The organism is Thiomonas sp. DCM-2, from assembly GCF_056820905.1.
This window is the reverse complement of the sequence record NZ_CM165962.1, coordinates 1,173,147-1,196,053: the sequence shown is the minus strand read 5'-3', so window position 1 is coordinate 1,196,053 and position 22,907 is coordinate 1,173,147. Positions and strand designations below refer to the sequence as shown.

The following is a 22,907-nucleotide window of genomic DNA, read 5'->3' as shown; positions in this document are numbered from 1 at the left end:
CTGTACAAGCCCACCGACTTCAGCCCTCTGCGGCAAACGCGCCGGGCAGCCACTGCAGCCGGCCGGCGTCCAGCGTGACCACGTCGAAACGGCAGGCGGGCTCTTCGGGCAGGCGCGCCAGATAGTGCCGCGCCGCCAGGATGATGCGCGCGCGCTTGCGCGCACCGATGCTGCCCGCAGCGCCGCCAAACCCGTCGTGGCTGCGGGCGCGCACCTCCACGAACACCAGTGTGCCGTCCGGCGCTCGCAGGATGAGGTCGATCTCGCCGCCGCGCACCCGATAATTGCGCTCGATCAGTTGCATTCCGCGCTCCAGCAATTCGGCGCAGGCCTGATCCTCTGCCGATTGCCCCAGACGGCGCGCCGCGCGCTGTCGCCACAACTGCATCATGCCCACCCTGCCCTCCTTCACTCAAGCCGCGCTGGACCATTGCGCCCAGCAGGATTTTCCTCCCGCGCTCTACATGGTGGCCACGCCCATCGGAAATCTGGCGGACATCAGCCTGCGCGCCCTGGCCGTACTGCACCATGCCGACCGCATTGCTGCCGAGGACACGCGGGTGGCGCAGCGGCTGCTGGCTGCCTACGGCCTGCAAAAACCTGCGCTGCGCTGCGACCGGCACCGCGAGGCGCAGGCGGCGGAGCACATCGTTGCAGCAGTGGCTGCGGGCGAGCGCGTGGCGTTTCTCAGCGACGCGGGCACGCCGGGAATCAGCGATCCGGGCAGCCGCATTGCCGCGGCCATGCATGCCGCCAACCTGCGGGTGATGCCCATCCCCGGTGCCAGCGCCGTGCCGACTGCGCTCAGCGCCAGCGGGCTGGATCTGCAGGCCGGCTATTGCTTCGCGGGGTTTGCGCCCGAGAAAGCCGCAGCACTGCGCGCCTTTCTGCAGGCTGCGTTGCTCAGTCCGCGGGTGACCGTGTTTTTTGAAGCGCCGCACCGCATTCACGCCTGCCTGCGCGCCCTGCAGGACCTCGATCCGCTGGCGCATCTGGTGCTGGCCAAGGAATTGAGCAAGCAGTTCGAGACCGTGTTACCCGGCACCGCGCAAGCTGCGCTTGCCTGGCTGGACGCCGATCCGAAACGCGCCCAGGGAGAATTCGTGTTGCTGCTGCAACCCCGGCAGGCCCAGGCGTCACTGGATGCCCAGGCGTTGACATTGCTGCAGAGACTGGCGCAGGAGCTGCCGGCCTCACGCGCTGCAGCCGTTGCCGCCGACCTCACCGGGCTGAAGCGCGATGTGCTGTACCGCTGGCTGCTCGACCACAAGGACGCGGCGGCAGATTGAGCGTCAGGCTCAAACCGCGCGCGGAAACTCGCCCGTCCAGAGTTCCACCCGGTTGCGCCCGGCCTGCTTGGCGCGGTACAGCGCCTGATCCGCGCGATCGAGCAGCTCGTCCACGTCCACGATGGAGGCCGTGGGCAGGAACTCGGCGATACCGATGCTCGCCGTCAGGGTGAGATGCATGTCTGCCCTGGGCGCCACGGGCAGGCAGCTCGCCTCCTGAAAGCTCAGGCGCAGGCGTTGCGCCACGTCGAACGCCACTTGCCGCGTGGTCTGCGGCAGCAGAATGGCAAACTCGTCGCCGCCCAGTCGCCCGCAGATGTCCTGGCCGCGCAGCTGCTGCATGCAGGTCTGGGCAAAGCAGCGGATCACCGCATCGCCACCCTGGTGCCCGAGGGTGTCGTTGATCTGCTTGAAGCGGTCGATATCCAGTGCAAGCACCGCAAACGGGCTGCCTTCGCGCTGCGCCTTGCGCAGTTCCAGCGCGGCGCGCGCAAGGAAATAGCGCCGGTTCGGAATGCCGGTCAGCACATCGGTGTAGGCCAGGTTGCGCAGCTCGGCTTCGCGCTCCTTGGCCTCGGTGATGTCCTTGAACGCGAAGATCAGCGCGTCGTCGTCGCGGTAGCGTCCGCGGGTGACCGACAGCAACAGCCAGACCTCGCTGCCGTCGAAGCGCCGGAACTTGGCCTCCAGCCCGCGCACCACGCCGCCCTCGCGCTGCAGCCGGGTCACCAGCCTGTCGCGGTCAGCCGGATCGGCCCAGACCTGACGCATCGACAGGCCGGCGTTCTGGCTGTAGGTGGCGCGAAACAGATCGTCTGCAGCCTTGTTGGAGAACAGCAGCGCAGCATCACCCATGCGGGTGATGACCAGGGGCACCGGCGACTCTTCCGCGAGAAAGCGAAAGCGCTGCTCGTCCTCGCTGAGTTGCTGCTGCAACTGCTTGATCGCGGTGATGTCCTGCATGCTGGTGACCACACCGACAATCTGGCGGCTCACCGCGTCGCGCACCAGCGCCTTGTTCAGAATCCAGACGGTCGGATCGTGATCGGGATGCAGATAGGTGGCCTCGCGCGTCACCTGCAGACTGCCGCTGAGCAGTTCGCTGTCCATCTCCTCCCAGATGCGTCCCAGCGAGGGGCCGAGGATCTGCGAGCCGGTGCGCCCGTGAATTTCGGGGCTGCCCAGCGCCACCAGCAGATTGAACGCCGTGTTCACCCGCGTGAACCTGCCTTGCGGATCGCTGAACGCCACGGGGTTGGGCAGCGCGTTGAGCAGCGACTCCTGAAAGCGCAGCTGCGCATGCGTCGTGGCCTGCGCAATCTGCAGCGCAGCGGTGCGGCGGCTGACCTTCTTCTCCAGCGTGGCATTGATGTCACGCACCTGCTTGAGCGCCAGCGTGCGCTCGTTGGCCATCAGCCCGGCCAGCAGCAGCGCGCTGGACAGGGCCAGCAGAATGATCTGCATGGCCATGAACCGGTCGGCTCCCACCATGCTGTACATCGGACCGTGCTGCAGCAGGGTTGCCGTGACGATGAGCACACTGATTGCCGCCATCAGCGCCGCGGTCACCACCAGCGGCAGGCGCAGCGCCGTCCACAGCAGGGGCAGCATGACCAGGCTGGCCAGGCCAATCGGCAGCGCGCTCTCCCCGGTCGGCAGCAGATACACCAGCAGGGTGCCGCCGATTGCGAGCACCGGCAGCAGCATCGCCTCCCAGTGCAGAGCCAACCGCAACGCCGACCACTTCTGTCTGCGCAGCAGCTCCGCGACCGGCGTGAGCACCACGATGCTGGTCATGTCGGTGATCCACCATTGCAGCCCCAGATTGCTCGATGCCGGCGAACTGCCAAAGCCGAAATACGCCGCCGCTGTGGCACCAACGACGGCCGACACTGCCGCCGCCAGGATGCCCATGGCCCCGATGAACCAGGCCCCATCGGTCATCACCTGGAAACCCTGCCATCCACCGGGGCGACGCTGCAACACCCACAGGCCCAGCAGCGGCCCCAGCACATCTCCCAGCGCAATCAGGGAACTGGCCTGCAGCCCCCAACCCAGCAAGAGGTGATCGCTCAACCAGGAGGCCAGCACAATGGCCGGAATCATGCTGGGCCCGCGTGCGAGCATGGCAAACGCAGCAACTGCGGCCGAGGGCCACAGCACCACCTCGCCCGACCGCACACCGAGCACCGCCCACGCCAACAGCACGTAAGACGCCACAACCCCGGCTGACCAGAGCAGCCAGCGAAGCAGGGGGCGTGTTGGGAAGGCGGGCATGTCGGAAGTCCGAAGGGTTCAGTCGCGGTTCAGTCCATGAGCCAAGAGAAAAGCAGTCCGCACGAGAGGAGACAATGGCAAACGAATTGGCGCAGCATGCGATCTGGCAGAACCGTCGAGTTTTTGCATGTCATTTCAGCCTCGGGCGAATTTACATTTGTTCTTTTGATGGAAACATCTGATCACCTGCATTATTCATGGGGCATGGCGCACAGATCGATTGAGCTTGAGCAGATTCTCCCGAACATGCCGACACAAGTCCGTGAATTCCGTCACGCTTCCGAAGTGTCAGGCGTTCGATCGCCTTGGAGTTTGTGCGAAAGTGACAACTTGTTCACAGAATCCGCAGGACACACGGCGCGCATAATTTGCCCATTCCCACTCCTCGTTGCGCGCTTTCGTGTTCAAACTGTTTCGCCCCAAGCCGGCCACGGCTCCAACCGCATCCCCCTGCCCGGCCAGCGCCGAGTTGCGCGGCACGACCACGGAGGGCTACCACTTCGCGCTGCGTCTGGACCGCAACAGCAAGGGTCAGGCGCAGCGTCTGATTGGCTGGCACGGCTCGTCCCGAGGGGGCGCCCGGGTGGAAATGCAGTGCGGCCCGGACGGCGTCTGGCGCGATCTGCTGGGGCGGCACGCCACGGTCATCGACGATCTCATCCCGCCGCCGATCCGCCTCAGCGCGAGCTGGGCCACGCAATGGGCGCAACTGGCGCACGCCGATCCGCAGCCCAGCGCCATCGATGAAGACGTCCCTCCATCCCGACCCGTCCTGGACGCTCGATGAGACCTGCATGGCCCACGCCCTCGACCCGCCGCCGCGCGCTGCTGCACGCCACCCTCGGGGCGCTGCTGTGCGGTCCGTGGTGGGCTGCGGCAAACGTGCGCGCTGCGGTCAATCTGGCCACCGTGCCCATTGGCCGGATGGATCTGCCCTGGTGGCGCAAGCGCTTCGAGACCTCGCTGCAGCAGGTGCGCAACAGTCAGCCGGAACTTGTCTGGCTCGGTGATTCCATCACGCAGAACTGGGAGCGCAGCGGGCCGCAGCCCTGGGCCGATTACCAGCCCATCTGGCAGCGGGAGTACGGTCGCTACCGACCACTCAATCTCGGCTTCATCGGCGACACCACGGCAAGCGTGCTGTGGCGGCTCGATCACGGCCAGGTGCAGGGCATCTCGCCGCGGGTGCTGATTCTGCTGATCGGCGCCAACAACCTCGGCCGGCCGCACTGGGGTGCGCACCTGACCGTGCCGGGCATCGAGGCGGTGGTGGACAAGGTGCATCAGTTGCTGCCGCGCACCCAGGTGCTGCTGCTGGGCGTGCTGCCGAGTCGGCGCTCGGCATGGATCAGCGCCGAGACCGTCAAGATCAACGCCGCCCTTGCGGAGCGCTACGCACAGAGCACCCGTGTGCGCTTTGTCGATGTCGGCCATGTGCTGCTGGGCGCGAACGGCCAGCCCGATGCGCAGCTCTACCTCGAAGGGCACGCAGCGCACCAGACCGTTCTGCTGCACCCGGATGCGCAGGGCATGGAGCGCATCGCCGAAGCCATTGCGCCCATCGTCGCGCAGTTGATGCACACCGGTTGATCGACGTCTCCTGCACGGCCGCAAGGCGCAGCAATCCATGACATACTGCCCGCGCACGCCCCTGCCCATTCCAACCAGAGCAATTTCACATGCAGGAGACCACCATGCCCATGCGTTTGACCCATCTGTCTGCGGCGCTCTGCCTGGGCGCGCTGCTTGCAGCCCCGGCGCGGGCCGCCGAGCCCCTCACCGTGACGGTGCACCGCCTGACCCTCGACACCGCCGAGCGCATTGCCCAGGGCGCGATCAAGGCCTGCCGCGCCAAGGGCCTGCAGGTCAGCGCCACCGTGGTCGATCGCAATGGCATCGTGCAGGCCACGCTGCGCGACACCCTGGCGCCGCCGGTGTCGCTGGACATCAGCCGGCAGAAGGCCTACACCGCCGCGATGTTCGGCATCAAGGGCACGGCAATGGGGCCGCAGGCTGCGTCGTCTCTGGCACTGCTCGGCGACGGCCTGGCCTTCACCGCGGGCTCGGTGCCGATCGAGGCCGGTGGGCGCATGTACGGCGCCGTGGGCGTGAGCGGTGCACCGGACGGCAAGATCGACGAGGAATGCGCCCAGGCCGGGCTGGACGCCGTGCAGCCCGATCTGGACATGCAGTAAGCACGCACCCCAGGCGCCGGGAAGGCGCCAGCGCGCTGCCTACAATCGGGCGGGACCATCGGGCATGCAGGTGTTACTGCGCTGTTCTGCCCTGCCAACGGTCTGCCTTTTTTTTAGGCACCCCGATCAACCCGCATGAAATCAGGGGTTTCCGGCAAGCCACTGTGACATTTTCCCCAGCCTCTGGGGATAACTTCGCAGCGCCGCCAAACCTGTGGATAGTTTTTGACCTTCACCGCCCTTCCCCTCTCAACCCGCAATGGCCAGTCGCCGCCCTCCCGCCTATTCTGAATCGTCCATCCGCGTGCTCAAGGGTCTGGAACCCGTACGCCAGCGGCCGGGCATGTACACCCGCACCGACAACCCGCTGCACATCGTGCAGGAGGTCATCGACAACAGCGCCGACGAAGCGCTGGGCGGCTACTGCCGGCATATCGCGGTCACGCTGCACACCGACGGCAGCGTCAGCGTGGAGGACGACGGCCGCGGCATCCCCTTCGGCCTGCACCCGGAGGAGAACGCGCCGGTGGTCGAGCTGGTGTTCACCCGGCTGCACGCCGGCGGCAAGTTCGACAAGCTGCAGGGTGGCGCATACAGCTTTTCCGGCGGGCTGCACGGCGTGGGCGTGTCGGTGACCAACGCGCTGTCCGCGCGGCTGGAGGTCACGGTCTGGCGCGATGGACAGGTGGCGACCATCGCGTTTGCCGGCGGCGAGGTGGTGCAGCCGCTTGCCGTGCGCAAGGCCACGCGCGACGACCGCAGAAGCGGCACCCGGGTGCGCGTCTGGCCCGATGCCAGCTATTTCGACAGCCCGCAGTTGCCGCTGGGCGATCTGATCCATCTGCTGCGCAGCAAGGCGGTGCTGCTGCCCGGGGTCAAGGTCGATCTGCTGCAGGAAAAGTCCGGCGAAGTCACGCATTGGGAATACGCCCGTGGCCTGCGCGACTACCTGCAAGGCAGCCTGCCCACCGACCCGGTCATCGACCTGTTCGAAGGCGAGCATTACGCCAGCGCCGCCGATGGCGAGAGCTTCGCCGAGGGAGAAGGCGCCGCCTGGTGCGTGGCCTTCACCGAGGAAGGCGCAGCCCTGCGCGAGTCGTATGTCAACCTCATCCCCACCCCGGCGGGCGGCACGCACGAAGCCGGTTTGCGCGAAGGGCTGTTTCAGGCGGTCAAGGGCTTCATCGAGTTGCACAGCCTGCAGCCCAAGGGGGTGAAGCTGCTGCCCGAGGACGTGTTCGCCCGCGCGTCGTTCGTGCTGTCGGCGCGGGTGCTCGATCCGCAGTTCCAGGGCCAGATCAAGGAAAAACTCAACAGCCGCGACGCGCTGCGGCTGGTCGGCCAGGCGGTGCGCCCGGTGTTCGAACTCTGGTTGAGCGCCCATGTCGATCAGGGCAGGAAACTCGCCGAACTGGTCATCCGCCAGGCGCAGAGCCGCCTGCGCGCCGCGCAGAAGGTGGAGAAGAAAAAAGGCTCGGGCGTAGCCGTGCTGCCGGGTAAACTGACCGACTGCGAAAGCCGCGACCTGTCGCGCAACGAGCTGTTTCTCGTGGAAGGCGACTCGGCCGGCGGCTCGGCCAAGATGGGCCGCGACAAGGAATTCCAGGCGGTGCTGCCCTTGCGTGGCAAGGTGCTCAATTCCTGGGAGATCGAACCCGACCGGCTGTTTGCCAATACCGAGATCCACGACATCGCCGTCGCCATTGGCGTCGATCCGCATGGCAAGGACGACACGCCCGATCTGTCGAACCTGCGCTACGGCAAGATCTGCATCCTCAGCGATGCCGACGTGGACGGCTCGCATATCCAGGTCCTGCTGCTCACGCTGTTCTTCCGTCACTTCCCCAAGCTGATCGAGCATGGCCACGTCTGCGTGGCGCGACCGCCGCTCTATCGCCTGGACGCCCCGGCGCGCGGCAAGAAGCCGGCGCAGAAGATTTACGTGCTGGACGACGCCGAACTGCAGGCCGCGCAGGACAAGCTGCGCAAGGACGGGCTGAAGGACGGCGCCTGGCAGATCTCGCGCTTCAAGGGTCTGGGCGAGATGAGCGCCGAGCAGCTCTGGGACACCACCCTGAACCCCGACACCCGCCGCCTGTACCGTGTGCGCCTCGATGACGCGCAGGCGCTGTTTCATCAGCTCATGGGCAAGGGCGAGGCCCAGGCCCGCCGCGGGCTGATGGAGGAATACGGCGACCAGGTCGAAGTGGATATTTGAGTCACGACATGAGCGAACAAGCCACCCTCGCATTCGACGACCGGCCCGACGACGCGGCCGACACCCTGGCGCTGGGCGACTACGCCCGCCGCGCCTATCTCGACTATGCCATCTCCGTGGTCAAGGGCCGCGCCCTGCCCGATGTGTGCGATGGTCTCAAACCCGTGCAGCGGCGCATTCTCTATGCCATGTCGCGCATGGGGCTGACCGCCGACGCCAAGCCGGTCAAGTCCGCGCGGGTGGTGGGCGACGTGCTCGGCCGCTTTCATCCGCACGGCGATCAGGCCGCCTACGACGCGCTGGTGCGGCTGTCGCAGGACTTCGCACAGCGCTATCCGCTGATCGACGGCCAGGGCAACTTCGGCTCGCGCGATGGCGACGGCGCCGCGGCGATGCGCTACACCGAGGCGCGGCTGTCTCCCATTGCACGGCTGCTGCTGGCCGAAATCGATGCGGGCACGGTCGACTTCATTCCCAACTACGACGGCTCGACCACCGAGCCGCGGCTGCTGCCCGCGCGGCTGCCATTCGTGCTGCTCAACGGCGCCAGCGGCATCGCCGTGGGCCTGGCCACCGAGATTCCGTCACACAATCTGCGCGAGGTCGCCAGCGCCTGCGTCGCCTTGCTCAAAAACCCGCGGATGACGCTCGACGAGGTGCTGACCTTGCTGCCCGGCCCGGACTTTGCCACCGGCGGCCAGCTCATCTCCAGCCCGCAGGACATTGCCGCGGCCTACGCCAGCGGTCGCGGCAGCCTCAAGGTGCGGGCGCGCTGGACCATCGAGGAACTTGCGCGCGGCCAGTGGCAACTGGTGATCCATGAGCTGCCGCACGGCACCAGCGCACAGCAGGTGCTCGAAGAAATCGAGGAACTGAGCAACCCCAAGATCCGCCCCGGCAAAAAGACGCTGATGCCCGAGCAACTCGCGCTCAAGGCCAGCCTGCTCAACCTGCTCGACACCGTGCGTGACGAATCCGGCCGTGAGGCCGCGGTGCGGCTGGTGTTCGAGCCGCGCAGTGCGCGCGTGGACCAGATGGAGTTCGTCAACACCCTGCTGGCGCGCACCAGCCTGGAGACCAATGTGCCGGTCAATCTGGTGATGATCGGCACCGACGGCAAGCCGCGGCAAAAGGGGCTGATGGACATCCTGCGCGAGTGGATCGCGTTCCGCCGCGACACGGTGCAGCGCCGCAGCCGCCACCGGCTGGAGCAGGTGGACGCGCGCATCCACATCCTCGAAGGTCGGCAGCAGGTGCTGCTCAACCTCGACGAGGTGATCGACACCATCCGCAACAGCGACGACCCCAAGCCCGCGCTGATGGCGCGCTTTTCCCTCACCGAGCTGCAGGCCGACGACATTCTGGACATGCGGCTGCGCCAGCTTGCGCGGCTGGAAGCCATCCGCATCGACAAGGAACTCGAAGCGCAGCGCGCAGAAGCCGCCGAGCTGCGCAAGCTGCTGGCCGACGACAAGGCCATGACCCGCCGCATCATCAGCGAGATCGAGGCAGACGCCAAACAGTTCGGCGACGATCGCCGCACCCTGATCCAGCCGGAGCAGCGGGCGGTGGCCGAGGTCAAGGTGGTCGACGAGCCGGTCACGGTCATCGTGTCGCAAAAAGGCTGGCTGCGCACGCAAAAAGGCCACGGCCTGGGGCTGGAGTCCCTCACCTTCAAGCCGGGCGACGCGCTCTACGCCACGTTCGAGTGCCGCAGCGTCGATCCGCTGGTGGTGTTCGGCAGCGATGGCCGGGTGTATTCACTGGCGGTCGCCGACCTGCCCGGCGGGCGCGGCGACGGCCAGCCGATCACCGCGTTCATCGAACTCGCCCCGGGCACGCAGGCGTTGCACTATGTTGCCGGCGCGCGCAGCACCCAACTGCTGCTGTGGACTGCGCAGGGCTTCGGATTCCTCACCACCCTGGGCGACTGCCTGAGCCGCCAGCGCGCCGGCAAGACCTTCGTCACCCTGGAGGGCGGCGACAGCCTGCAGCGGCCCTTGCCCCTGTTGACCGTCGACGGCGGCGATGGCCCGACAGGTCGACTCGCCTTGCTCAGCGCGCAAGGCCGCCTGCTGATCTACGCGGCAGCCGAAGTCAAAACCCTGGCGCGCGGGGGCCGCGGGGTGACGCTGATGGCACTGGACGCCGCCGAGTCGCTGGTGAGCATCGCCCATCTCGCGTCCGAGCGCGATGCCCTGCTCCTCACCGGCAAGGGCCGCGGCGGCGCGGATCGCAGCACCCCCCTCAGCGCCCTGCAGCAAGCCGTGTACGCAGGCAAGCGCGCCAGACGCGGACGCCAACTCGACCTGACCTACAAGCCAGACCGGGCCAGCCGGGCCGCATAAACCACAACGCCCTGCGCAAAGGCAGGGCGTTGCGCGATGCAGTGCCCGATTTACTTGACGACCACTTCCACGCGGCGCGCTTCGACCGCATTGGCGCCACCGGTCGCTTCCGTCGGCTTTTCCAGGGTGATGCGATCGGCAGGGATGCCCTGCGCTTGCAGGGCGTCGCGCACCGCCAGCGCGCGTTTTTTCGCCAGTTCGGCGTTCAGCGCCGCCGAGCCGGTGGCATCGTGATAGCCGCTGACCACGACCGAATGCCCCTGCGCCACGGCCTGCGCCACCTGCTTGAGCGCAGCGTCCGCGCCCGCCGCCAGATCGGCCTTGCCGCTGGCGAAATAGAACTTGACCACACCGTTTTCCACCACCACCCGCGCCTCATCCGCACCTGCGGCCTGCGCCTGCGGCATGGAAGCCGCCAGCACCGGAGCCGAAGCCGCCGCTGTTGCGGCAGTTCCCGAACCGCCATCCTTGATGGCCACGCCCACAATCACCGCAACCGTCGCCAGCACGGTTGCGAGAACCACACCGACGATGGGCACGTAGTTGTCGTCATCCTGAAAAAACATCGCAAATCCTCCTGAGTGTTCTGTGGGTCATGGCGTCATGGCCTGCCGGCGTGCGGCGGGATCATCGGCGCGCATTCTAAGGACACGCCATGACCGGCCAGCACACGCGCGGCGGCAAGGTCACGGCGCCAGGGTGAGGAACAGGAAGGCCGCAAACACCACCAGATGCACTGCGCCGAGCATGAAGTCGGTGCGGCGTGCGCTCAGCGACACCACGCTGACCAGCAGGCTGAGCACCAGCAGCACCATGTCCTTGTCGCCGAGGCCGAAATCGATCGGCAGACCAAACACGATCGCCACCCCCACCACCACTGGAATGGTCAGGCCGATGCTGGCCAGCGCGGACCCAAGCGCGAGGTTCAGGCTGGTCTGCAGACGATTGGCCAGTGCCGCGCGCACCGAGGCGACGGTTTCCGCCGCCAGCACCAGCATCGCGATGATCAGGCCGATCACCGCATGCGGCAGTCCGGCGCCCAGCACCAGCGCCTCGATCGAGGGCGACAGCGTCTTGGCCAGACCGACCACAGCCACCAGCGCCAGCAGCAATGCCCCCAGGCTGATCCAGGCGTCGCGCCGGGTCGGCGCCTGCGCGTCTGCGGCGTGCTCTGCCGCCTCTTCCGCATCGAGAAAATACTCCCGGTGCCGCACTGTCTGCCCAAAGATGAACACCCCCCACAGCACCAGCGAACACGAGGCGATGAACAGCATCTGCGCCACGGTGTACTGCCCGCCCGGCGCGCTGACGGTAAACCGCGGCAGGATGAGAATGAGGGTGGACAACGCCAGCAGGATTGCCAGCGCCGGGCGCGCGCCCTCGGTCTGAAAGCTCTGCACCCGGTGACGCAGGCCACCTGCGAGCAGGCTCAGGCCAAGCACGCCGCCAGTGATGATCATGACCGTGGAGTAAATGGTGTCACGCGTGAGCGTGGCGGCCTTGGCCGGATCGGAGGTGAGCATCATCGAGACGATCAACGCCACTTCGATGATGGTGACCGCCAGCGCAAGCACCAGGGTGCCGAACGGCTCGCCCACCCGGTGCGCCACCACTTCCGCATGATGCACCGCCGCGCTGACCGCACCGATCAGCGCCACGCCACTTGCCAGCAGCACGAACGCCTGCCCCGGCTTCCACAGCGCCATGCCGAGAACGCCCAGCGCCAGCAGCGGGAACAGCGCAAACAGCCGCTCCCCCAAGGACATCACGGTCTCATTCTTCCGCTTCATGCGCGCTCCGGGGGTCGAAAACACGCTTGTGGGCCTGCGTCGGCGTGATCGAGATCCAGGCTGAACACATGCTGCACCTTCTGCTGCACAAAACCCAGCCGCTGGTAGAACCGGTGGGTACGCAGGCGCTCGGCGCGGCTGCGCACAACCAACGTGGGCAGGCCCTGCGCCCGCGCCCAGTCGGCCGCGCGCTGCACCAGCGCCGCCCCGATGCCCGCGCCGCGCTGCGCCTCATCCACCACCAGCCCGGCAATTTCGGCAAACGGCCCGGTCTCCAGATGCAGCACCGCGAGCACATGCATCCAGGCGATCACCTGCGCGTTGCGCACGGCGACGAACACCGCATGATCGGGCGCGGGCAGCAGCAGCGCCAGCCGCTGGCGCATCGCGCCGACGTCTGCCGGATAGCCGAGCTGGGTGGACAAACCGGCAAGCGCCGATGCGTCGTCCAGGCAGGCCGAGCGGATCAACTCAGACCTCGGCGATGAGCTCGATCTCCACTGCGGCGCCCATCGGCAGCTGCGCCACGCCGAAGGCGCTGCGGGCATGCGCACCGCGCTCGCCGAACACCTGCGCGATCAGTTCGGACGCGCCGTTGATCACCAAGTGGTGCTCGGTGAAGTGCGGTGCCGAGTTCACCAGGCCCATCAGCTTGACCACGCGCCTGACCCGCTCCAGATCACCCACGGCCGCCTGCAATGTGCCCAGCAGGTCGATGGCAACGGCACGCGCCGCCTCCCTGGCCGTCGCGGTGTCCATGTCCGTGCCGAGCTGGCCGGTCCACACCTTGCCGTCTTTTTTCGCAATGTGGCCGGACAGAAAGACCAGATTGCCGGTCTGCACAAAGGGCACATAGGCAGCGGCAGGGATGGACACGGGCGGCAGGGTGATGCCCAGATGCTTGAGGGTTTGCGCAATCGACATGAGAAGCTCCGACAGGAAAGCCTCAGTTTAGGGCCAGTGCCCAGACGCCCGCGCTCATGGAAAGATCACAGAGTGGGCGTTGAAAGGCCTTGAAGAGCCCCACGATCTGTCGGCCGGTGTCGGCCCAGGAGCGATCGCTCGGAAACCGTCACGCACTTGCAGGCTCGATGGCGTGGCCGTAACGTAGAGTTTGATGGGCGCGGAAACAGGCGCCGAAGCCGGTTGTTGTAGCGTCCCCCTCGAAGCGATTATTAGCCGTGGTTTTAACGAACAACGGCACGATGTTTCCTTTCCTCCACACGAACCATTTTTCCTTCCCGCATGAGTAGGCCAAGAACACTCCATGCGAGATAGTCTTTGGAACCGCCGGCGTAATCGCTCTGAAGGCCAAGAGACTTGGACGCGTCGGAATTGGTGATACCTTCAGGGTTGGCTTGGGCTAGCTCAAGAATTGCGGCTTTTAGGAGTTCCAAGCCAATTTGCGCTTTTTCGACAACGCCAGCGGGAACCGTTAAGTTACGCCGAGTCTTTGGTGCGGTGCCAGACGGCATTACCGAGTTTGTGAGAAGCCCGCCTATGTCTTCAGTGCCGAACGCCGCGATTAACTCAGCTTCCAATTTCAGCGCCTGTGCTTCGGTTAATTGGTCGCCCCTGCAAAATTCGTTTTCCGTTCCCCAACCGGACGGAACGCCACCCCATGAGACAGCCGCGTCGGGATTGGGGCGGCGAGCCCACAGTCTCAGGCCAGTGCCCAAGCGGGGCAGCGGGCGGGCGGTGAGGCGCCCATCGCCCGCGCACCCCCCAGCGCCTGGCGCAGCAGGCGCAAAAAAACCGGGCCCAGGCCCAGACGGACGATGGCGCGCAGCAGCCATTTGATGTTGTAGCCCGCCGCGCAGCTCAGGGCGTGCAGCGCATCGCCCAGCGCCCCCTTGAGCCAGCAGCGATCCAGGCGGTGATCGGCCTTCAAGTGTCCGATGGCCGGCTCTACCGCCGAGCGGCGGCGCAGCCAGGTGCGCTGCTGTGCAGTCAGGCGCTTGAACTTGCCGCGGTGCAGGATGTGCCGGCCCGGGTTGTCGGCATCCACCCCGCGAAAGCCCAGATCGACGACGACATGTTGGATGGTCACGGCCCAGTCCTGCATCAGAATGGTGGCCTGTTCCAGTGCCGCATGCAGGATGTGGCCGTCATAGGGATTGCCGGGGAAGGTGCGCGCCCCCAGCATCAGCCCCTGCTGGTGCGAGACCACCACGGCCGTCTTCACCCCAAACTCGTAGGGCTTGCGCGCCTTGCCCTTGCCGATGCACTCCACCTCCGGGGCATGCAGGGCGTAGAGTTTGTTCTTGTCTTTGGGTTGCTGCGTGCGCACGGCTTCAGCCCGGGCCATCCACTCCTGGAGCGCAGCCAGCGCTTTGGGGGAAGACGGGACAAAGTCCGCCGCCTGAAGCGTGCGCTGCACCGCGCGCAGCACAATCCCCAGGATCGTGCGCTGGCGTTTGATCACGCGCTGCAGACGCCGCAATTGCTTGGCGTGGGCATAGCCTGCCGCCTTGAAGCGCAAGGCCTTGCCTTCCTTGGCGTAGGTCTGCTTGAGGGGGATGCCTGCTTGTTTGGCGCTGCGCACCACCTTGTGGCGGGCGATCTCCAGCAGGCGGCTGTCGGTGGGGTGGGCGATGGCCTTCTCCTGCACGGTGGTGTCGACGATCACCCGCTGCAGCTCCTGGGGCTGCACGGCGCGGGTGGCCACAGCCGTGTCGATGGTGGCCTTGAGGAGTTCTTCCAGGCCGTCTTCCCCCAAGGCGCGGCGAAACCTCCCGACCTGGGTCGCGTCGCACGGCAGGCGGTGTTCAAAGTACGCCTGGCCCGAGAAGAACTGCCACAGCACGTTCTCGCTCCAGCGCACGACCAGTTCCTCATCGCTGACGTTGAAGGTGTGCTTCAGATACAGCAGGCTGATCATCAGCCGCAGGGGCAGCCGTGGACGACCCGCAGCACTGGCGCCTGCACCCACAAGTGCCTGATTGGGGCCGAACAGGTCCATGCCTTCGACCACGGTGCCTGCGCGCACTTGGCGCGCAAACTTCTCGGCAATGGCCGCCTCCAGTTGCGCCCAGGGCAGTCGTGTGGCCAGCACCGCCAGCGGGTCGCCCAGGTTGATCATCGCGTCGATGCGGCTGCGGAAAAAGTCGGGCGTTGCCATCCAGAAATCCCTCAGAAAATCGCCTCCACCATAACGTTTCTCAAGGGATTCGGTGCACCGAAAAACACAACAAAGTGTGCATTCATGCGGGGTGCAGGGGTTTTGCAGGGGGGACTAATTGATCGGCAAGCACTGCCGTTACGACCTCATGTCCTTGTTTTTGAATTTCAGCGATGCGTTTCCCCTTGCGCGTCGCGTCGACGCGCAAGGTGTGATCCCACGCGCGATTGCCTGTGCCTTTCCCGATGTAGAAGGGCTTTGCCGGAGAAGACCTCGGATCTTTCAGTGCATAAATGTAGTAGGGACTCATGACGCTTTACTGATCCGACCAGATAGCGGCTAACGTAGAGTTGGGGGGCGGCGCGCTTTTGCGCCGTACTACTCGAACGGCAGGTTAGCCCTATACGAAATCAATTGCATAAGCCTCAAATTCCGTTATCGCTTTGGTTTCAACACCAAGCGCGTAGCGAGGACGGCCAATGAACTTCACTTTGTTTTGGCCAGGCTCAGCGTATCGAATTTTGTCGAATAGATCGGGTTCAAGATATACCGTGCATTTTCCCCTCTTCGATTGTCGAATTGCAACGATTCCGCTGTTTGGATAGAGCTTGAATACTTCACCAGTAATTTCTTGAGCTTCACCAAGAAAATACTCGTCACGAAGAGAATTAATTTGTTCTTTTTTTGCTTCATCAAATAGAAGGGGTCGAGCGTTCGGTAAGGACGGGGCATTTATTTCTATGCCGTGAATTGCCGCCCCACCGTCTATGCGGCCAATAATGTTAGTCACTTCTGAGTAAATGGAACCGATAAACAGTTTCTTTGTTTCGTCTTTTTCGCTTCTCAGGCGTTCAATGACCTTGCCAGAGTAATAACCAACAACCCCGTTGAATACGGCATCAGCGCAGTACTTTAGGGTTTGAAGTGTCGTTGTGTTTGTAATGATTGGTATTAACCCAAATGCATCCGATTTGCGGCGCCTTTCTCCAATTTGCAGAGAAAGTTCTTGGCGTTGATTCTTATCAGGGAAAGCACCTTTACGAACGTTGTCGGTTTTTGCCAAATAAGCCTTGTGCACAAGGCGCTGAAATGCCACGAGTGTTAAGCCAAGGTCATAAATGCCCACGCCAACTGTATCAAGCTTCGGGCCGATGAACCGAACTGTAAACAGGCTTTCTTCGTAGCGCTTCATATTTCTCCCTATGGGCTAACGAAATGTAGATCGTCGAATAACTCGACAACCCGATGTTATCCGACAGAATAACCTCGGTGTTCCACTCTTGCCCTGAGCGCGCCGATCGTCTGGAAGCCACCTGACAATGAGCTTGCGGGCGATGTACTGTTTATAAAAACAATAATCCAGATCGCCATCAACCCGGTCGCCTATTCTCCCCAGTCACCACGCCTGCTCGATCAGTTGAGCGAGGTGATGCGGTACAGGCACTATAGCCTGCGCACCGAGCGGCATATCGGTATGGGGTGCGGTTTTTCGTGCGCTGGAGCGGCCGGGGTGGGTCGATGCGGCACCCTCGGGAGATGGGCGCCGGGGACGTGCAGGACTTTCTGTCCATGCTGGCAAATGAGCGCCAGGTCTCGGCGTCCACCCACAACCAGGTGCTGAGCGCGCTGTTGTTTCTGTATCGTGAGGTACTGGGCGGCGAGGTGCCGAATGCGCTGGCGGTGAAATATCCCAACCTGGGGCGCCGCTGGGGCTGGTTCTGGGTGTTTCCGGCGCCCAGGCTGTCGCTCGATCCGCGCTCGGGCTTCGAGCGTCGGCATCACCTGGATGGGGAGCGTCTGCAGCGCGCCATCAAGCTGGCCAGCGCGGCGGCACACATCGCCAAGCCCGTGTCCGTGCACACCCTGCGCCATTCCTTCGCTACGCATCTGCCGCAGGCCGGCACTGACATCCGCACGGTGCAGGAATTGCTTGGCCATTTGGACGTGAGCACTTTGATGATTGACACCCATGTGCTGAAGGTGGCGGCGGGCGGCGCGGCCAGCCCGCTGGATGCGCCCGGCGGCTTGGCATCATGACGGACGATTCCGCTTGGTCTTGCGCAGCCTTTGACGGCTCAAACGTCACTGGCTGCAGCAGGTCGAGATCGCCCCTCATGCCTGTTGACTTCCAGCCCCTCTCCACACGCCCATAAAAAAGCGGGGCCAGCGGCCCCGCCAAACACTGCTTGGAGGAAAGGAAGTGAGCGGTTGCGGACGCTCAGCCGATCTGCACCGGCACGAAGATGCGATTGCTGCCGCGCTGAATCAGCAGGGCCACGGACTTGCCCGCGCCCTTGAGAATGTTGCGCACCTGGTCGATGGTGTTGACCGACTTGCCATCGACCGCGATCAGAATGTCTCCCGGCTGAATGCCCGCTTCTTCTGCCGGGCCGCTGACCCCCTCGACCAGCAGGCCGTGCGACACGCCAGCCTGCTGCTCTTCGCTGGCGTTGAGCGGACGCACCACCAGGCCAAGGCCGCCGTGATCGCCGTGCGCGCCCGGGCTGGCCGACGCCAGGGTGACGTTGTCGCTGAAGTTGCCCAGCACTGCGGTGACCGTCTGCTGCTTGTGGTCATGCCACACGCCCAGAGTGACCTTGGTGCCGGGCGCGGACAGGCCGATCATCATCGGCAGGTCGGCCGAGTCGTTCACCGGCTGGCCGTTCACGCTGAGGATGATGTCGCCCGGCTGCAGACCCGCCTTGGATGCGGGGCTGTCCTTTTCCACCTGCGCCACCAGCGCACCGCGCGGGGTCTGCAGGCCGAAGGACGTCGCCAGGCTTTGCGACACGGTCTGCACCGCGATGCCCAGGCGGGCATGCTCGACCTTGCCGTGCTCGATGATCTGCTTGGCCACGCGCTCGGCCACATTGATCGGGATGGCGAAGGACAAGCCTTCAAACGCGCCGGTCTGGGTGAAGATCTGCGAGTTGATGCCGACCACTTCGCCCTTGGTGTTGAACAGCGGGCCACCGGAATTGCCAGGGTTCACCGCCACGTCGGTCTGGATGAACGGCACCATGCTGTCGTCGGGCAGCGAACGGCTCTTGGCGCTGACGATGCCGGCAGTCACGGTGTTGTAAAAGCCATAGGGCGAGCCGATGGCCAGCACCCAGTCGCCCGGCTCGAGGTTGTTGGGATTGCCCAGGCGCACGGTCGGCAGATTGGTCGCCGGGATCTGGATCACCGCGATGTCGGTCTTGGTGTCATAGCCCAGCACCTTGGCCTTGTAGGTGCGATGGTCGGTGAGTGTCACCCGCACCGAGCTGGCGCCCTTCACGACGTGCGCGTTGGTCAGAATCAACCCGTCCGAGCTGATGATGAACCCGGAGCCCAGCCCTTCGGTGGGCACTTCCTGCTGCTGGCCGTTGTTGAACTGCTGGAAGAAGCGGAAGAACGGGTCGTTCTGGAACTGCTTGGGAATCTGCTGCTGCACCGCTTCCTTGGTTTCGCCCTTCACATTGATGTGCACCACTGCAGGCCCGTAGGCTTTCACGATGGAGGCGAAATTCGGCGCACTGGTCACCACACTGGTCATCGGCGCCACCGGCGGATTGTTGAACAGCGGCACGACCTTGTGGTTCATCTCCACTTGCGGTGCCTGCTCGGCGTAACTGAACTGGTAGGCCATGGTGCCTGCCCCGGCGATGATGCCCGCTGCCGCGAGAGCGGTCCAAAGTTTTCTGGTTTGCATGACGACCTCCGAAACGAGTCAAACGAAATTGCGATGGGGGAATGTTCGCTGCGTCGCCTTAGACTCGCCTTAAGGCCTTGATCGCAGGCCATTTGGAGAGTCAGCATGTCATTGCGCCAACTGCAGCACACCACCGTTTCGTTGATCGCCAGCCTGATGCTGTGCGCCGCCGCCTCGGCCCAGACCGCAGCGCCACCGCCCGTCGGCGTGGTTGATCTGCAGGCCTCGGCACAGGTTGAGGTCGTGCCTGATCTGGCGGTCATCGCCCTGGCCGCCGAGCGCAGCGGGATGGATTCCGCCAGCCTCACCGCGCAGGTCAGCAAGAGCCTCGACGCTGCGCTGCAGCAGGCGCGCGCCGTGCCGGGCGTGGAAGCCAGCAGCGGCGGTTTCAGCACCCAGCCGCGCTGGAAAACGGTGAACAACCAGTCGCAGCGCGATGGCTGGACGGTGCGCGCCGGGCTGATTCTGAAATCGCACGATGTCGCCGCACTGGGCAAGCTCGCCGGGCAGCTCGCCCAGCAGGGCTTGATGATCGACTCCAACGGCTTCGAGGTGTCCCGCGCCCTGCGCGAGCGCGAGGAAACCGCCTTGATCGAATCGGCCATCGCCCGCTTCAAGGCCAAGGCCGCCACTGCGGCGCACGCCCTGGGCTATGCCGCCTATACCCTGCGAACCTTGCAGATCGAACCGTTGCAAGGCCAGATGCCGCAACCCCGCCCGATGCTGATGCGCGCCGAAGCCACCATGGCCGCCGACAGCGCACCCGCCGTGCCGCTGGCAACCGGGCGCACCCCCTTGCAGATCAACGTGCAAGGCTCCGTCCAACTCACCCGCTGAGCACCGCAAAGGGCCATGGCGCCTGCAGGCGCCATGGCGGCCGGGATGGCCTTCCGGCCTAAAATCGCGTGCTTTGCCGTTCAACCCACCGCCGCCAGCGCGGCCCGGTATGCCGCACACCAACCCAGAATTCGTTCTCACCCTGTCCTGCCCGGACGCGCCGGGCATCGTGCATTCGGTCTCTGGCCTGCTCTACCAGGCTGGATGCAACATCATGGATTCGCAGCAGTACGGCGACGCCGACACCCAGCTGTTCTTCATGCGGGTGCATTTTTCCGCGCCCGAGCACCTGCAGGACGCCGCCCAGCTCGCTCTGTTGTTCGGCGACGTGCGCAAGCGCTTTGACATGCAGGCGCAGTTCCACGATCTGCGGGTGCGGCCCAAGGTGGTGATTGCCGTCAGCCAGCACGGGCATTGTCTCAACGACCTGCTCTACCGCTGGAAGGCCGGACAACTGCCCATGGACATCGGCGGCGTGGTCTCCAATCACACGGTCTTTGCCGACCTCACCCGCAGCTACGGCCTGGACTTTCATCATCTGCCGCTGGCCGCAGGCGCCAGTGCGCAGGACAAGCGCACGCAGGAGCAAAAGATTGCCGAGATCATGCAGCGCACCGGCGCGGAACTCCTGATTCTTGCGCGCTACATGCAGATCCTCAGCCCCGAGTTCTGCCAGCAGCTCGACGGCCGCGCCATCAACATCCACCATTCCTTCCTGCCCAGCTTCAAGGGCGCGCGCCCCTATGCGCAGGCGTACGCCCGCGGCGTCAAGCTCATCGGCGCCACGGCGCACTATGTCACCGCCGACCTCGACGAAGGCCCGATCATCGAGCAGGATGTGGAGCGTGTCGATCACACCATGACCGCCGCCGACCTCACCGCGGTCGGGCAGGACGTGGAGAGCGTGGTGCTCGCCCGTGCGGTGCGCTGGCAGGTGGAACACCGCATCCTGCGCAACAGTCACAAGACCGTGGTGTTCCGCTGACGCCATCCCCACAACCGAGACCGCCCATGCCCCGCCGCAAGCTCCCACCCCAGACGCCCTGGACCAACTCTCCCGATGATGTGGAAGCCGCGTTTTACGACGCGCTGGCCAGCGGCAACCTCGATGCGCTGATGGCGCTGTGGGCCGAGGACGAAGAGATCTGCTGCATCCACCCCGGCGGGCAGCGGCTCGACGGCACCGCAGCCATCCGCGACGGTTTTGCGCAGTTGTTCTCCAACGGAGCCCTGCAGATCAACGCGGAAGTGCAGCACCGCTGGCACAGCATGACCAGCGCAACGCACAGCGTGGTCGAGCGCGTGCAGGTGGAGGTGGATGGCAAGCCGCAATGGGGCTTCGTGCTGGCCACCAATGCCTTCGTGCAAACCGCCTCCGGGTGGCGCATGGTGCTGCACCACGCCAGCCCGGGCACGCCCCAAACCCCACTGGACGCCATGACACCCGGTGACATGCTGCACTGACTCCGCTGGTTTGCGCTAACGTGAAAGGCGTGCGCGCTTCTGCCACGCCACTTCTGCCAGCTTCTGCCGTCCTCGCGTCCATGCCCGCGCCCAGACCCGTCCCGCCGTACACCGCGCCGCGCTGGCTGCCCGGCGGTCAGTTGCAGACCGTTATCCCTGCGCTGATCTCGCGCGCAGCAGACCGCGCGCCGGCGCTGCGCCGCGAGCGCTGGACAACGCCCGACGGCGACTTCATCGATGTGGACTGGCTTCAGGCGCCGCTGCCGCCCGAAGCCCCGCTGCTGGTGCTGTTCCACGGCCTCGAAGGATCGTCGCAGAGCCACTACGCCCAAGCCGTGCTCGCGGCCTGCGCTGCAGCGGGCTGGCAATGCGCCGTGCCGCATTTCCGCGGCTGCTCGGGCGAAGACAACCACGCCCCGCGCGCCTATCACTCCGGCGACTTTGCCGAGATCGACTGGATTCTGCAGCGTTTCGCTGCGCTGCAACCGCACACGCGCCTGTACGCCGCGGGGGTCTCGCTCGGCGGCAACGCACTGCTGCGCTGGGCGCAGGAGCAAGGCGCCAGCGCGAGCAGCCGGGTGTGCGCGATTGCTGCGGTGAGCGCGCCGCTCGATCTGGCCGCGGGTGGCCAGGCGATTGCCACCGGGCTGAGCTATCAGATCTACACCCGCATGTTTCTGCGCACCCTCAAGCCCAAGGCCCTGCGCATGATTGCACGCCATCCCGGTCTGGCCGATGCCCAGCGTGTGCGCCGCGCCCGCGATCTGGGCGCGTTCGACGACGCCTTCACCGCGCCCATCCACGGCTTCCGCGACGCGGCCGATTACTGGGCGCGGGCGTCGAGCAAGCCGCATCTGCGCCAACTGCACCTGCCCACCCTCATCCTCAACGCCCGCAACGATCCGTTCCAGCCCGCAGCCGTCCTGCCCGATGCCCGGCATGCGTCCAACTGGGTACGTCTCGAACAGCCGGCACATGGCGGCCATGTGGGCTTTGTCCAAGGCGGCCTGCCCGGGCGCCTCGATTGGCTGCCCAGGCGACTGCTCCAATTCTTCCAGCATGGCACCTGAAGTGAAAACACCCACTGACTGATATGGACCCAGCCGTTCTCCAGGCCATGGCACGCTGGCCACATGTCCCGCGCTGCACCGGCTGGCTGGCGCTCGACCAGCGCGGGCAATGGTGGATGCGCAATCACGCCGGCCCCGCCGTCTGGCCGCGCGACGCACACGGCCGCCTGGACAAGACCGATGCCGGCCCCGTGCTGCACGACGGACTGGCTGCGTTCATCGGCCGCAATTACGCCGCGGATGCGAACGGTTCGTGGTTTTTCCAGAACGGCCCGCAACGGGTGGATGTCAGCCTGGAAGCCGCTCCGTGGATCGTGCGGCTGCAACACACGGCGCAGGACGGCTGGCTCTGGCGCACACAGACCCGGCTGACCTGCGCGGTGGAATCCATCTGGCTGGATGCGCTGGGGCAGGTCTGGCTGCGCACCGACCGTGGCGGTGCCCTGCTGCACAGCAACGACATTCCACTGTTTGCCGATCATCTTGACGCGCAGGGCATCCAGTTGCGACTGCCCGGCACACAAGCGCTGCCCATCGGTCAGTTCTCCAGCGCCCCGGCGGCGTTTTTCGGATTTCAACCCGATCCGGCTGCGTAGACGCCGAC

General features: G+C 65.4%; 23 protein-coding genes. 12 read left to right on the top strand and 11 right to left on the bottom strand.

All coding sequences use genetic code 11. The features are described 5' to 3' along the window. Positions 1-19: 19 nt before the first annotated feature. Entirely contained in the window at positions 20-391 is a 372-nt protein-coding gene (locus tag AC1ZQA_RS05785; RefSeq protein ID WP_482678867.1) for a YraN family protein, read from the bottom strand. On the opposite strand from AC1ZQA_RS05785, the gene rsmI reads away from it, so the two are divergent. Beyond that, positions 390-1,289 carry a 16S rRNA (cytidine(1402)-2'-O)-methyltransferase gene (gene rsmI, locus AC1ZQA_RS05780; RefSeq protein ID WP_482678866.1) on the top strand — a complete coding sequence of 300 codons (900 nt, stop codon included), beginning with the start codon at positions 390-392 and terminating at the stop codon, positions 1,287-1,289. The two genes, AC1ZQA_RS05785 and rsmI, sit on opposite strands and share 2 nt — an antisense overlap. 9 nt (positions 1,290-1,298) lie before the next feature. Here rsmI and AC1ZQA_RS05775 read toward each other — a convergent pair whose 3' ends face one another. Further along, complete coding sequence (locus tag AC1ZQA_RS05775) at positions 1,299-3,566, bottom strand: sensor domain-containing diguanylate cyclase (RefSeq protein ID WP_482678865.1); 2,268 nt, start codon at positions 3,564-3,566, stop codon at positions 1,299-1,301. Positions 3,567-3,966: 400 nt separating this feature from the next. Here AC1ZQA_RS05775 and AC1ZQA_RS05770 point away from each other — a divergent pair, with 400 nt between their 5' ends. The 5 genes from AC1ZQA_RS05770 (at position 3,967) to parC (ending at position 10,327) form a co-directional block, all read left to right on the top strand. After that, positions 3,967-4,353, top strand: a complete 387-nt coding sequence (locus tag AC1ZQA_RS05770) for a hypothetical protein (protein ID WP_482678864.1) — start codon at positions 3,967-3,969, stop codon at positions 4,351-4,353. After that, positions 4,350-5,156, top strand: a complete 807-nt coding sequence (locus AC1ZQA_RS05765) for a GDSL-type esterase/lipase family protein (protein ID WP_482678863.1) — start codon at positions 4,350-4,352, stop codon at positions 5,154-5,156. The genes AC1ZQA_RS05770 and AC1ZQA_RS05765 overlap by 4 nt, the downstream gene beginning before the upstream one ends. 104 nt (positions 5,157-5,260) lie before the next feature. Further along, positions 5,261-5,761 (top strand): GlcG/HbpS family heme-binding protein, encoded by a 501-nt coding sequence (locus AC1ZQA_RS05760; protein ID WP_482678862.1) that lies wholly within the window; start codon positions 5,261-5,263, stop codon positions 5,759-5,761. 259 nt (positions 5,762-6,020) lie between these two features. Further along, entirely contained in the window at positions 6,021-7,979 is a 1,959-nt protein-coding gene (locus AC1ZQA_RS05755; protein ID WP_482678861.1) for a DNA topoisomerase IV subunit B, read from the top strand. A gap of 8 nt (positions 7,980-7,987) precedes the next feature. Then, positions 7,988-10,327, top strand: a complete 2,340-nt coding sequence (gene parC, locus AC1ZQA_RS05750; protein WP_482678860.1) for a DNA topoisomerase IV subunit A — start codon at positions 7,988-7,990, stop codon at positions 10,325-10,327. A 50-nt stretch (positions 10,328-10,377) separates the two neighbouring features. On the opposite strand, the gene AC1ZQA_RS05745 is transcribed toward parC, so the two are convergent. The 8 genes from AC1ZQA_RS05745 to AC1ZQA_RS05710 all read right to left on the bottom strand — a co-directional run bounded on the left by AC1ZQA_RS05745 (position 10,378) and on the right by AC1ZQA_RS05710 (position 16,430). Then, on the bottom strand, positions 10,378-10,893 hold the full coding sequence (locus AC1ZQA_RS05745; protein ID WP_482678859.1) for an OmpA family protein: 516 nt from the start codon (positions 10,891-10,893) through the stop codon (positions 10,378-10,380). Between the two features lie 120 nt (positions 10,894-11,013). Further along, on the bottom strand, positions 11,014-12,117 hold the full coding sequence (locus AC1ZQA_RS05740) for a calcium:cation antiporter (RefSeq protein ID WP_482678858.1): 1,104 nt from the start codon (positions 12,115-12,117) through the stop codon (positions 11,014-11,016). Then, positions 12,114-12,587 carry a GNAT family N-acetyltransferase gene (locus tag AC1ZQA_RS05735; protein WP_482678857.1) on the bottom strand — a complete coding sequence of 158 codons (474 nt, stop codon included), beginning with the start codon at positions 12,585-12,587 and terminating at the stop codon, positions 12,114-12,116. The genes AC1ZQA_RS05740 and AC1ZQA_RS05735 overlap by 4 nt, the downstream gene beginning before the upstream one ends. A gap of 1 nt (position 12,588) precedes the next feature. Then, positions 12,589-13,041 carry a RidA family protein gene (locus AC1ZQA_RS05730; protein WP_482678856.1) on the bottom strand — a complete coding sequence of 151 codons (453 nt, stop codon included), beginning with the start codon at positions 13,039-13,041 and terminating at the stop codon, positions 12,589-12,591. Between the two features lie 263 nt (positions 13,042-13,304). Then, entirely contained in the window at positions 13,305-13,796 is a 492-nt protein-coding gene (locus AC1ZQA_RS05725; RefSeq protein WP_482678855.1) for a hypothetical protein, read from the bottom strand. Further along, the gene (locus tag AC1ZQA_RS05720; RefSeq protein ID WP_482677112.1) at positions 13,781-15,238 is read right to left on the bottom strand and encodes an IS5 family transposase; all 1,458 of its coding nucleotides are present in this window, start codon (positions 15,236-15,238) and stop codon (positions 13,781-13,783) included. Before AC1ZQA_RS05720 ends, AC1ZQA_RS05725 begins: the two co-directional genes overlap by 16 nt. 82 nt (positions 15,239-15,320) lie before the next feature. Continuing rightward, entirely contained in the window at positions 15,321-15,548 is a 228-nt protein-coding gene (locus tag AC1ZQA_RS05715; RefSeq protein WP_482678854.1) for a GIY-YIG nuclease family protein, read from the bottom strand. A 90-nt stretch (positions 15,549-15,638) separates the two neighbouring features. Next, positions 15,639-16,430: a hypothetical protein gene (locus tag AC1ZQA_RS05710; protein ID WP_482678853.1), complete on the bottom strand. Its 792-nt coding sequence runs from the start codon at positions 16,428-16,430 to the stop codon at positions 15,639-15,641. A 326-nt stretch (positions 16,431-16,756) separates the two neighbouring features. Between AC1ZQA_RS05710 and AC1ZQA_RS05705 the strand changes: the two genes are divergently transcribed. Then, positions 16,757-17,275, top strand: a complete 519-nt coding sequence (locus AC1ZQA_RS05705; RefSeq protein ID WP_482678852.1) for a tyrosine-type recombinase/integrase — start codon at positions 16,757-16,759, stop codon at positions 17,273-17,275. A gap of 181 nt (positions 17,276-17,456) precedes the next feature. Here AC1ZQA_RS05705 and AC1ZQA_RS05700 read toward each other — a convergent pair whose 3' ends face one another. Then, the gene (locus AC1ZQA_RS05700; protein ID WP_482678851.1) at positions 17,457-18,932 is read right to left on the bottom strand and encodes a DegQ family serine endoprotease; all 1,476 of its coding nucleotides are present in this window, start codon (positions 18,930-18,932) and stop codon (positions 17,457-17,459) included. A 105-nt stretch (positions 18,933-19,037) separates the two neighbouring features. Here AC1ZQA_RS05700 and AC1ZQA_RS05695 point away from each other — a divergent pair, with 105 nt between their 5' ends. The 5 genes from AC1ZQA_RS05695 to AC1ZQA_RS05675 all read left to right on the top strand — a co-directional run bounded on the left by AC1ZQA_RS05695 (position 19,038) and on the right by AC1ZQA_RS05675 (position 22,899). Further along, positions 19,038-19,769 carry an SIMPL domain-containing protein gene (locus tag AC1ZQA_RS05695; protein ID WP_482678850.1) on the top strand — a complete coding sequence of 244 codons (732 nt, stop codon included), beginning with the start codon at positions 19,038-19,040 and terminating at the stop codon, positions 19,767-19,769. A gap of 109 nt (positions 19,770-19,878) precedes the next feature. Further along, positions 19,879-20,754: a formyltetrahydrofolate deformylase gene (gene purU, locus AC1ZQA_RS05690; RefSeq protein ID WP_482678849.1), complete on the top strand. Its 876-nt coding sequence runs from the start codon at positions 19,879-19,881 to the stop codon at positions 20,752-20,754. A gap of 26 nt (positions 20,755-20,780) precedes the next feature. Continuing rightward, entirely contained in the window at positions 20,781-21,233 is a 453-nt protein-coding gene (locus AC1ZQA_RS05685; protein ID WP_482678848.1) for a YybH family protein, read from the top strand. A gap of 80 nt (positions 21,234-21,313) precedes the next feature. Then, positions 21,314-22,303: a YheT family hydrolase gene (locus tag AC1ZQA_RS05680; protein WP_482678847.1), complete on the top strand. Its 990-nt coding sequence runs from the start codon at positions 21,314-21,316 to the stop codon at positions 22,301-22,303. A 23-nt stretch (positions 22,304-22,326) separates the two neighbouring features. After that, complete coding sequence (locus AC1ZQA_RS05675) at positions 22,327-22,899, top strand: DUF2946 family protein (protein ID WP_482678846.1); 573 nt, start codon at positions 22,327-22,329, stop codon at positions 22,897-22,899. Positions 22,900-22,907: the final 8 nt, after the last annotated feature.

Bases quoted from the DNA above. Each gene is read 5' to 3' on its own strand.
- rsmI (WP_482678866.1), top strand. From the start codon at position 390: ATGCCCACCCTGCCCTCCTTCACTCAAGCCGCGCTGGACCATTGCGCC.
- AC1ZQA_RS05785 (WP_482678867.1), bottom strand. From the start codon at position 391: ATGATGCAGTTGTGGCGACAGCGCGCGGCGCGCCGTCTGGGGCAATCG.
- AC1ZQA_RS05775 (WP_482678865.1), bottom strand. From the start codon at position 3,566: ATGCCCGCCTTCCCAACACGCCCCCTGCTTCGCTGGCTGCTCTGGTCA.
- AC1ZQA_RS05765 (WP_482678863.1), top strand. From the start codon at position 4,350: ATGAGACCTGCATGGCCCACGCCCTCGACCCGCCGCCGCGCGCTGCTG.
- AC1ZQA_RS05760 (WP_482678862.1), top strand. From the start codon at position 5,261: ATGCCCATGCGTTTGACCCATCTGTCTGCGGCGCTCTGCCTGGGCGCG.
- AC1ZQA_RS05755 (WP_482678861.1), top strand. From the start codon at position 6,021: ATGGCCAGTCGCCGCCCTCCCGCCTATTCTGAATCGTCCATCCGCGTG.
- parC (WP_482678860.1), top strand. From the start codon at position 7,988: ATGAGCGAACAAGCCACCCTCGCATTCGACGACCGGCCCGACGACGCG.
- AC1ZQA_RS05745 (WP_482678859.1), bottom strand. From the start codon at position 10,893: ATGTTTTTTCAGGATGACGACAACTACGTGCCCATCGTCGGTGTGGTT.
- AC1ZQA_RS05740 (WP_482678858.1), bottom strand. From the start codon at position 12,117: ATGAAGCGGAAGAATGAGACCGTGATGTCCTTGGGGGAGCGGCTGTTT.
- AC1ZQA_RS05730 (WP_482678856.1), bottom strand. From the start codon at position 13,041: ATGTCGATTGCGCAAACCCTCAAGCATCTGGGCATCACCCTGCCGCCC.
- AC1ZQA_RS05720 (WP_482677112.1), bottom strand. From the start codon at position 15,238: ATGGCAACGCCCGACTTTTTCCGCAGCCGCATCGACGCGATGATCAAC.
- AC1ZQA_RS05715 (WP_482678854.1), bottom strand. From the start codon at position 15,548: ATGAGTCCCTACTACATTTATGCACTGAAAGATCCGAGGTCTTCTCCG.
- AC1ZQA_RS05710 (WP_482678853.1), bottom strand. From the start codon at position 16,430: ATGAAGCGCTACGAAGAAAGCCTGTTTACAGTTCGGTTCATCGGCCCG.
- AC1ZQA_RS05705 (WP_482678852.1), top strand. From the start codon at position 16,757: ATGCGGCACCCTCGGGAGATGGGCGCCGGGGACGTGCAGGACTTTCTG.
- AC1ZQA_RS05700 (WP_482678851.1), bottom strand. From the start codon at position 18,932: ATGCAAACCAGAAAACTTTGGACCGCTCTCGCGGCAGCGGGCATCATC.
- AC1ZQA_RS05695 (WP_482678850.1), top strand. From the start codon at position 19,038: ATGTCATTGCGCCAACTGCAGCACACCACCGTTTCGTTGATCGCCAGC.
- purU (WP_482678849.1), top strand. From the start codon at position 19,879: ATGCCGCACACCAACCCAGAATTCGTTCTCACCCTGTCCTGCCCGGAC.
- AC1ZQA_RS05685 (WP_482678848.1), top strand. From the start codon at position 20,781: ATGCCCCGCCGCAAGCTCCCACCCCAGACGCCCTGGACCAACTCTCCC.
- AC1ZQA_RS05680 (WP_482678847.1), top strand. From the start codon at position 21,314: ATGCCCGCGCCCAGACCCGTCCCGCCGTACACCGCGCCGCGCTGGCTG.
- AC1ZQA_RS05675 (WP_482678846.1), top strand. From the start codon at position 22,327: ATGGACCCAGCCGTTCTCCAGGCCATGGCACGCTGGCCACATGTCCCG.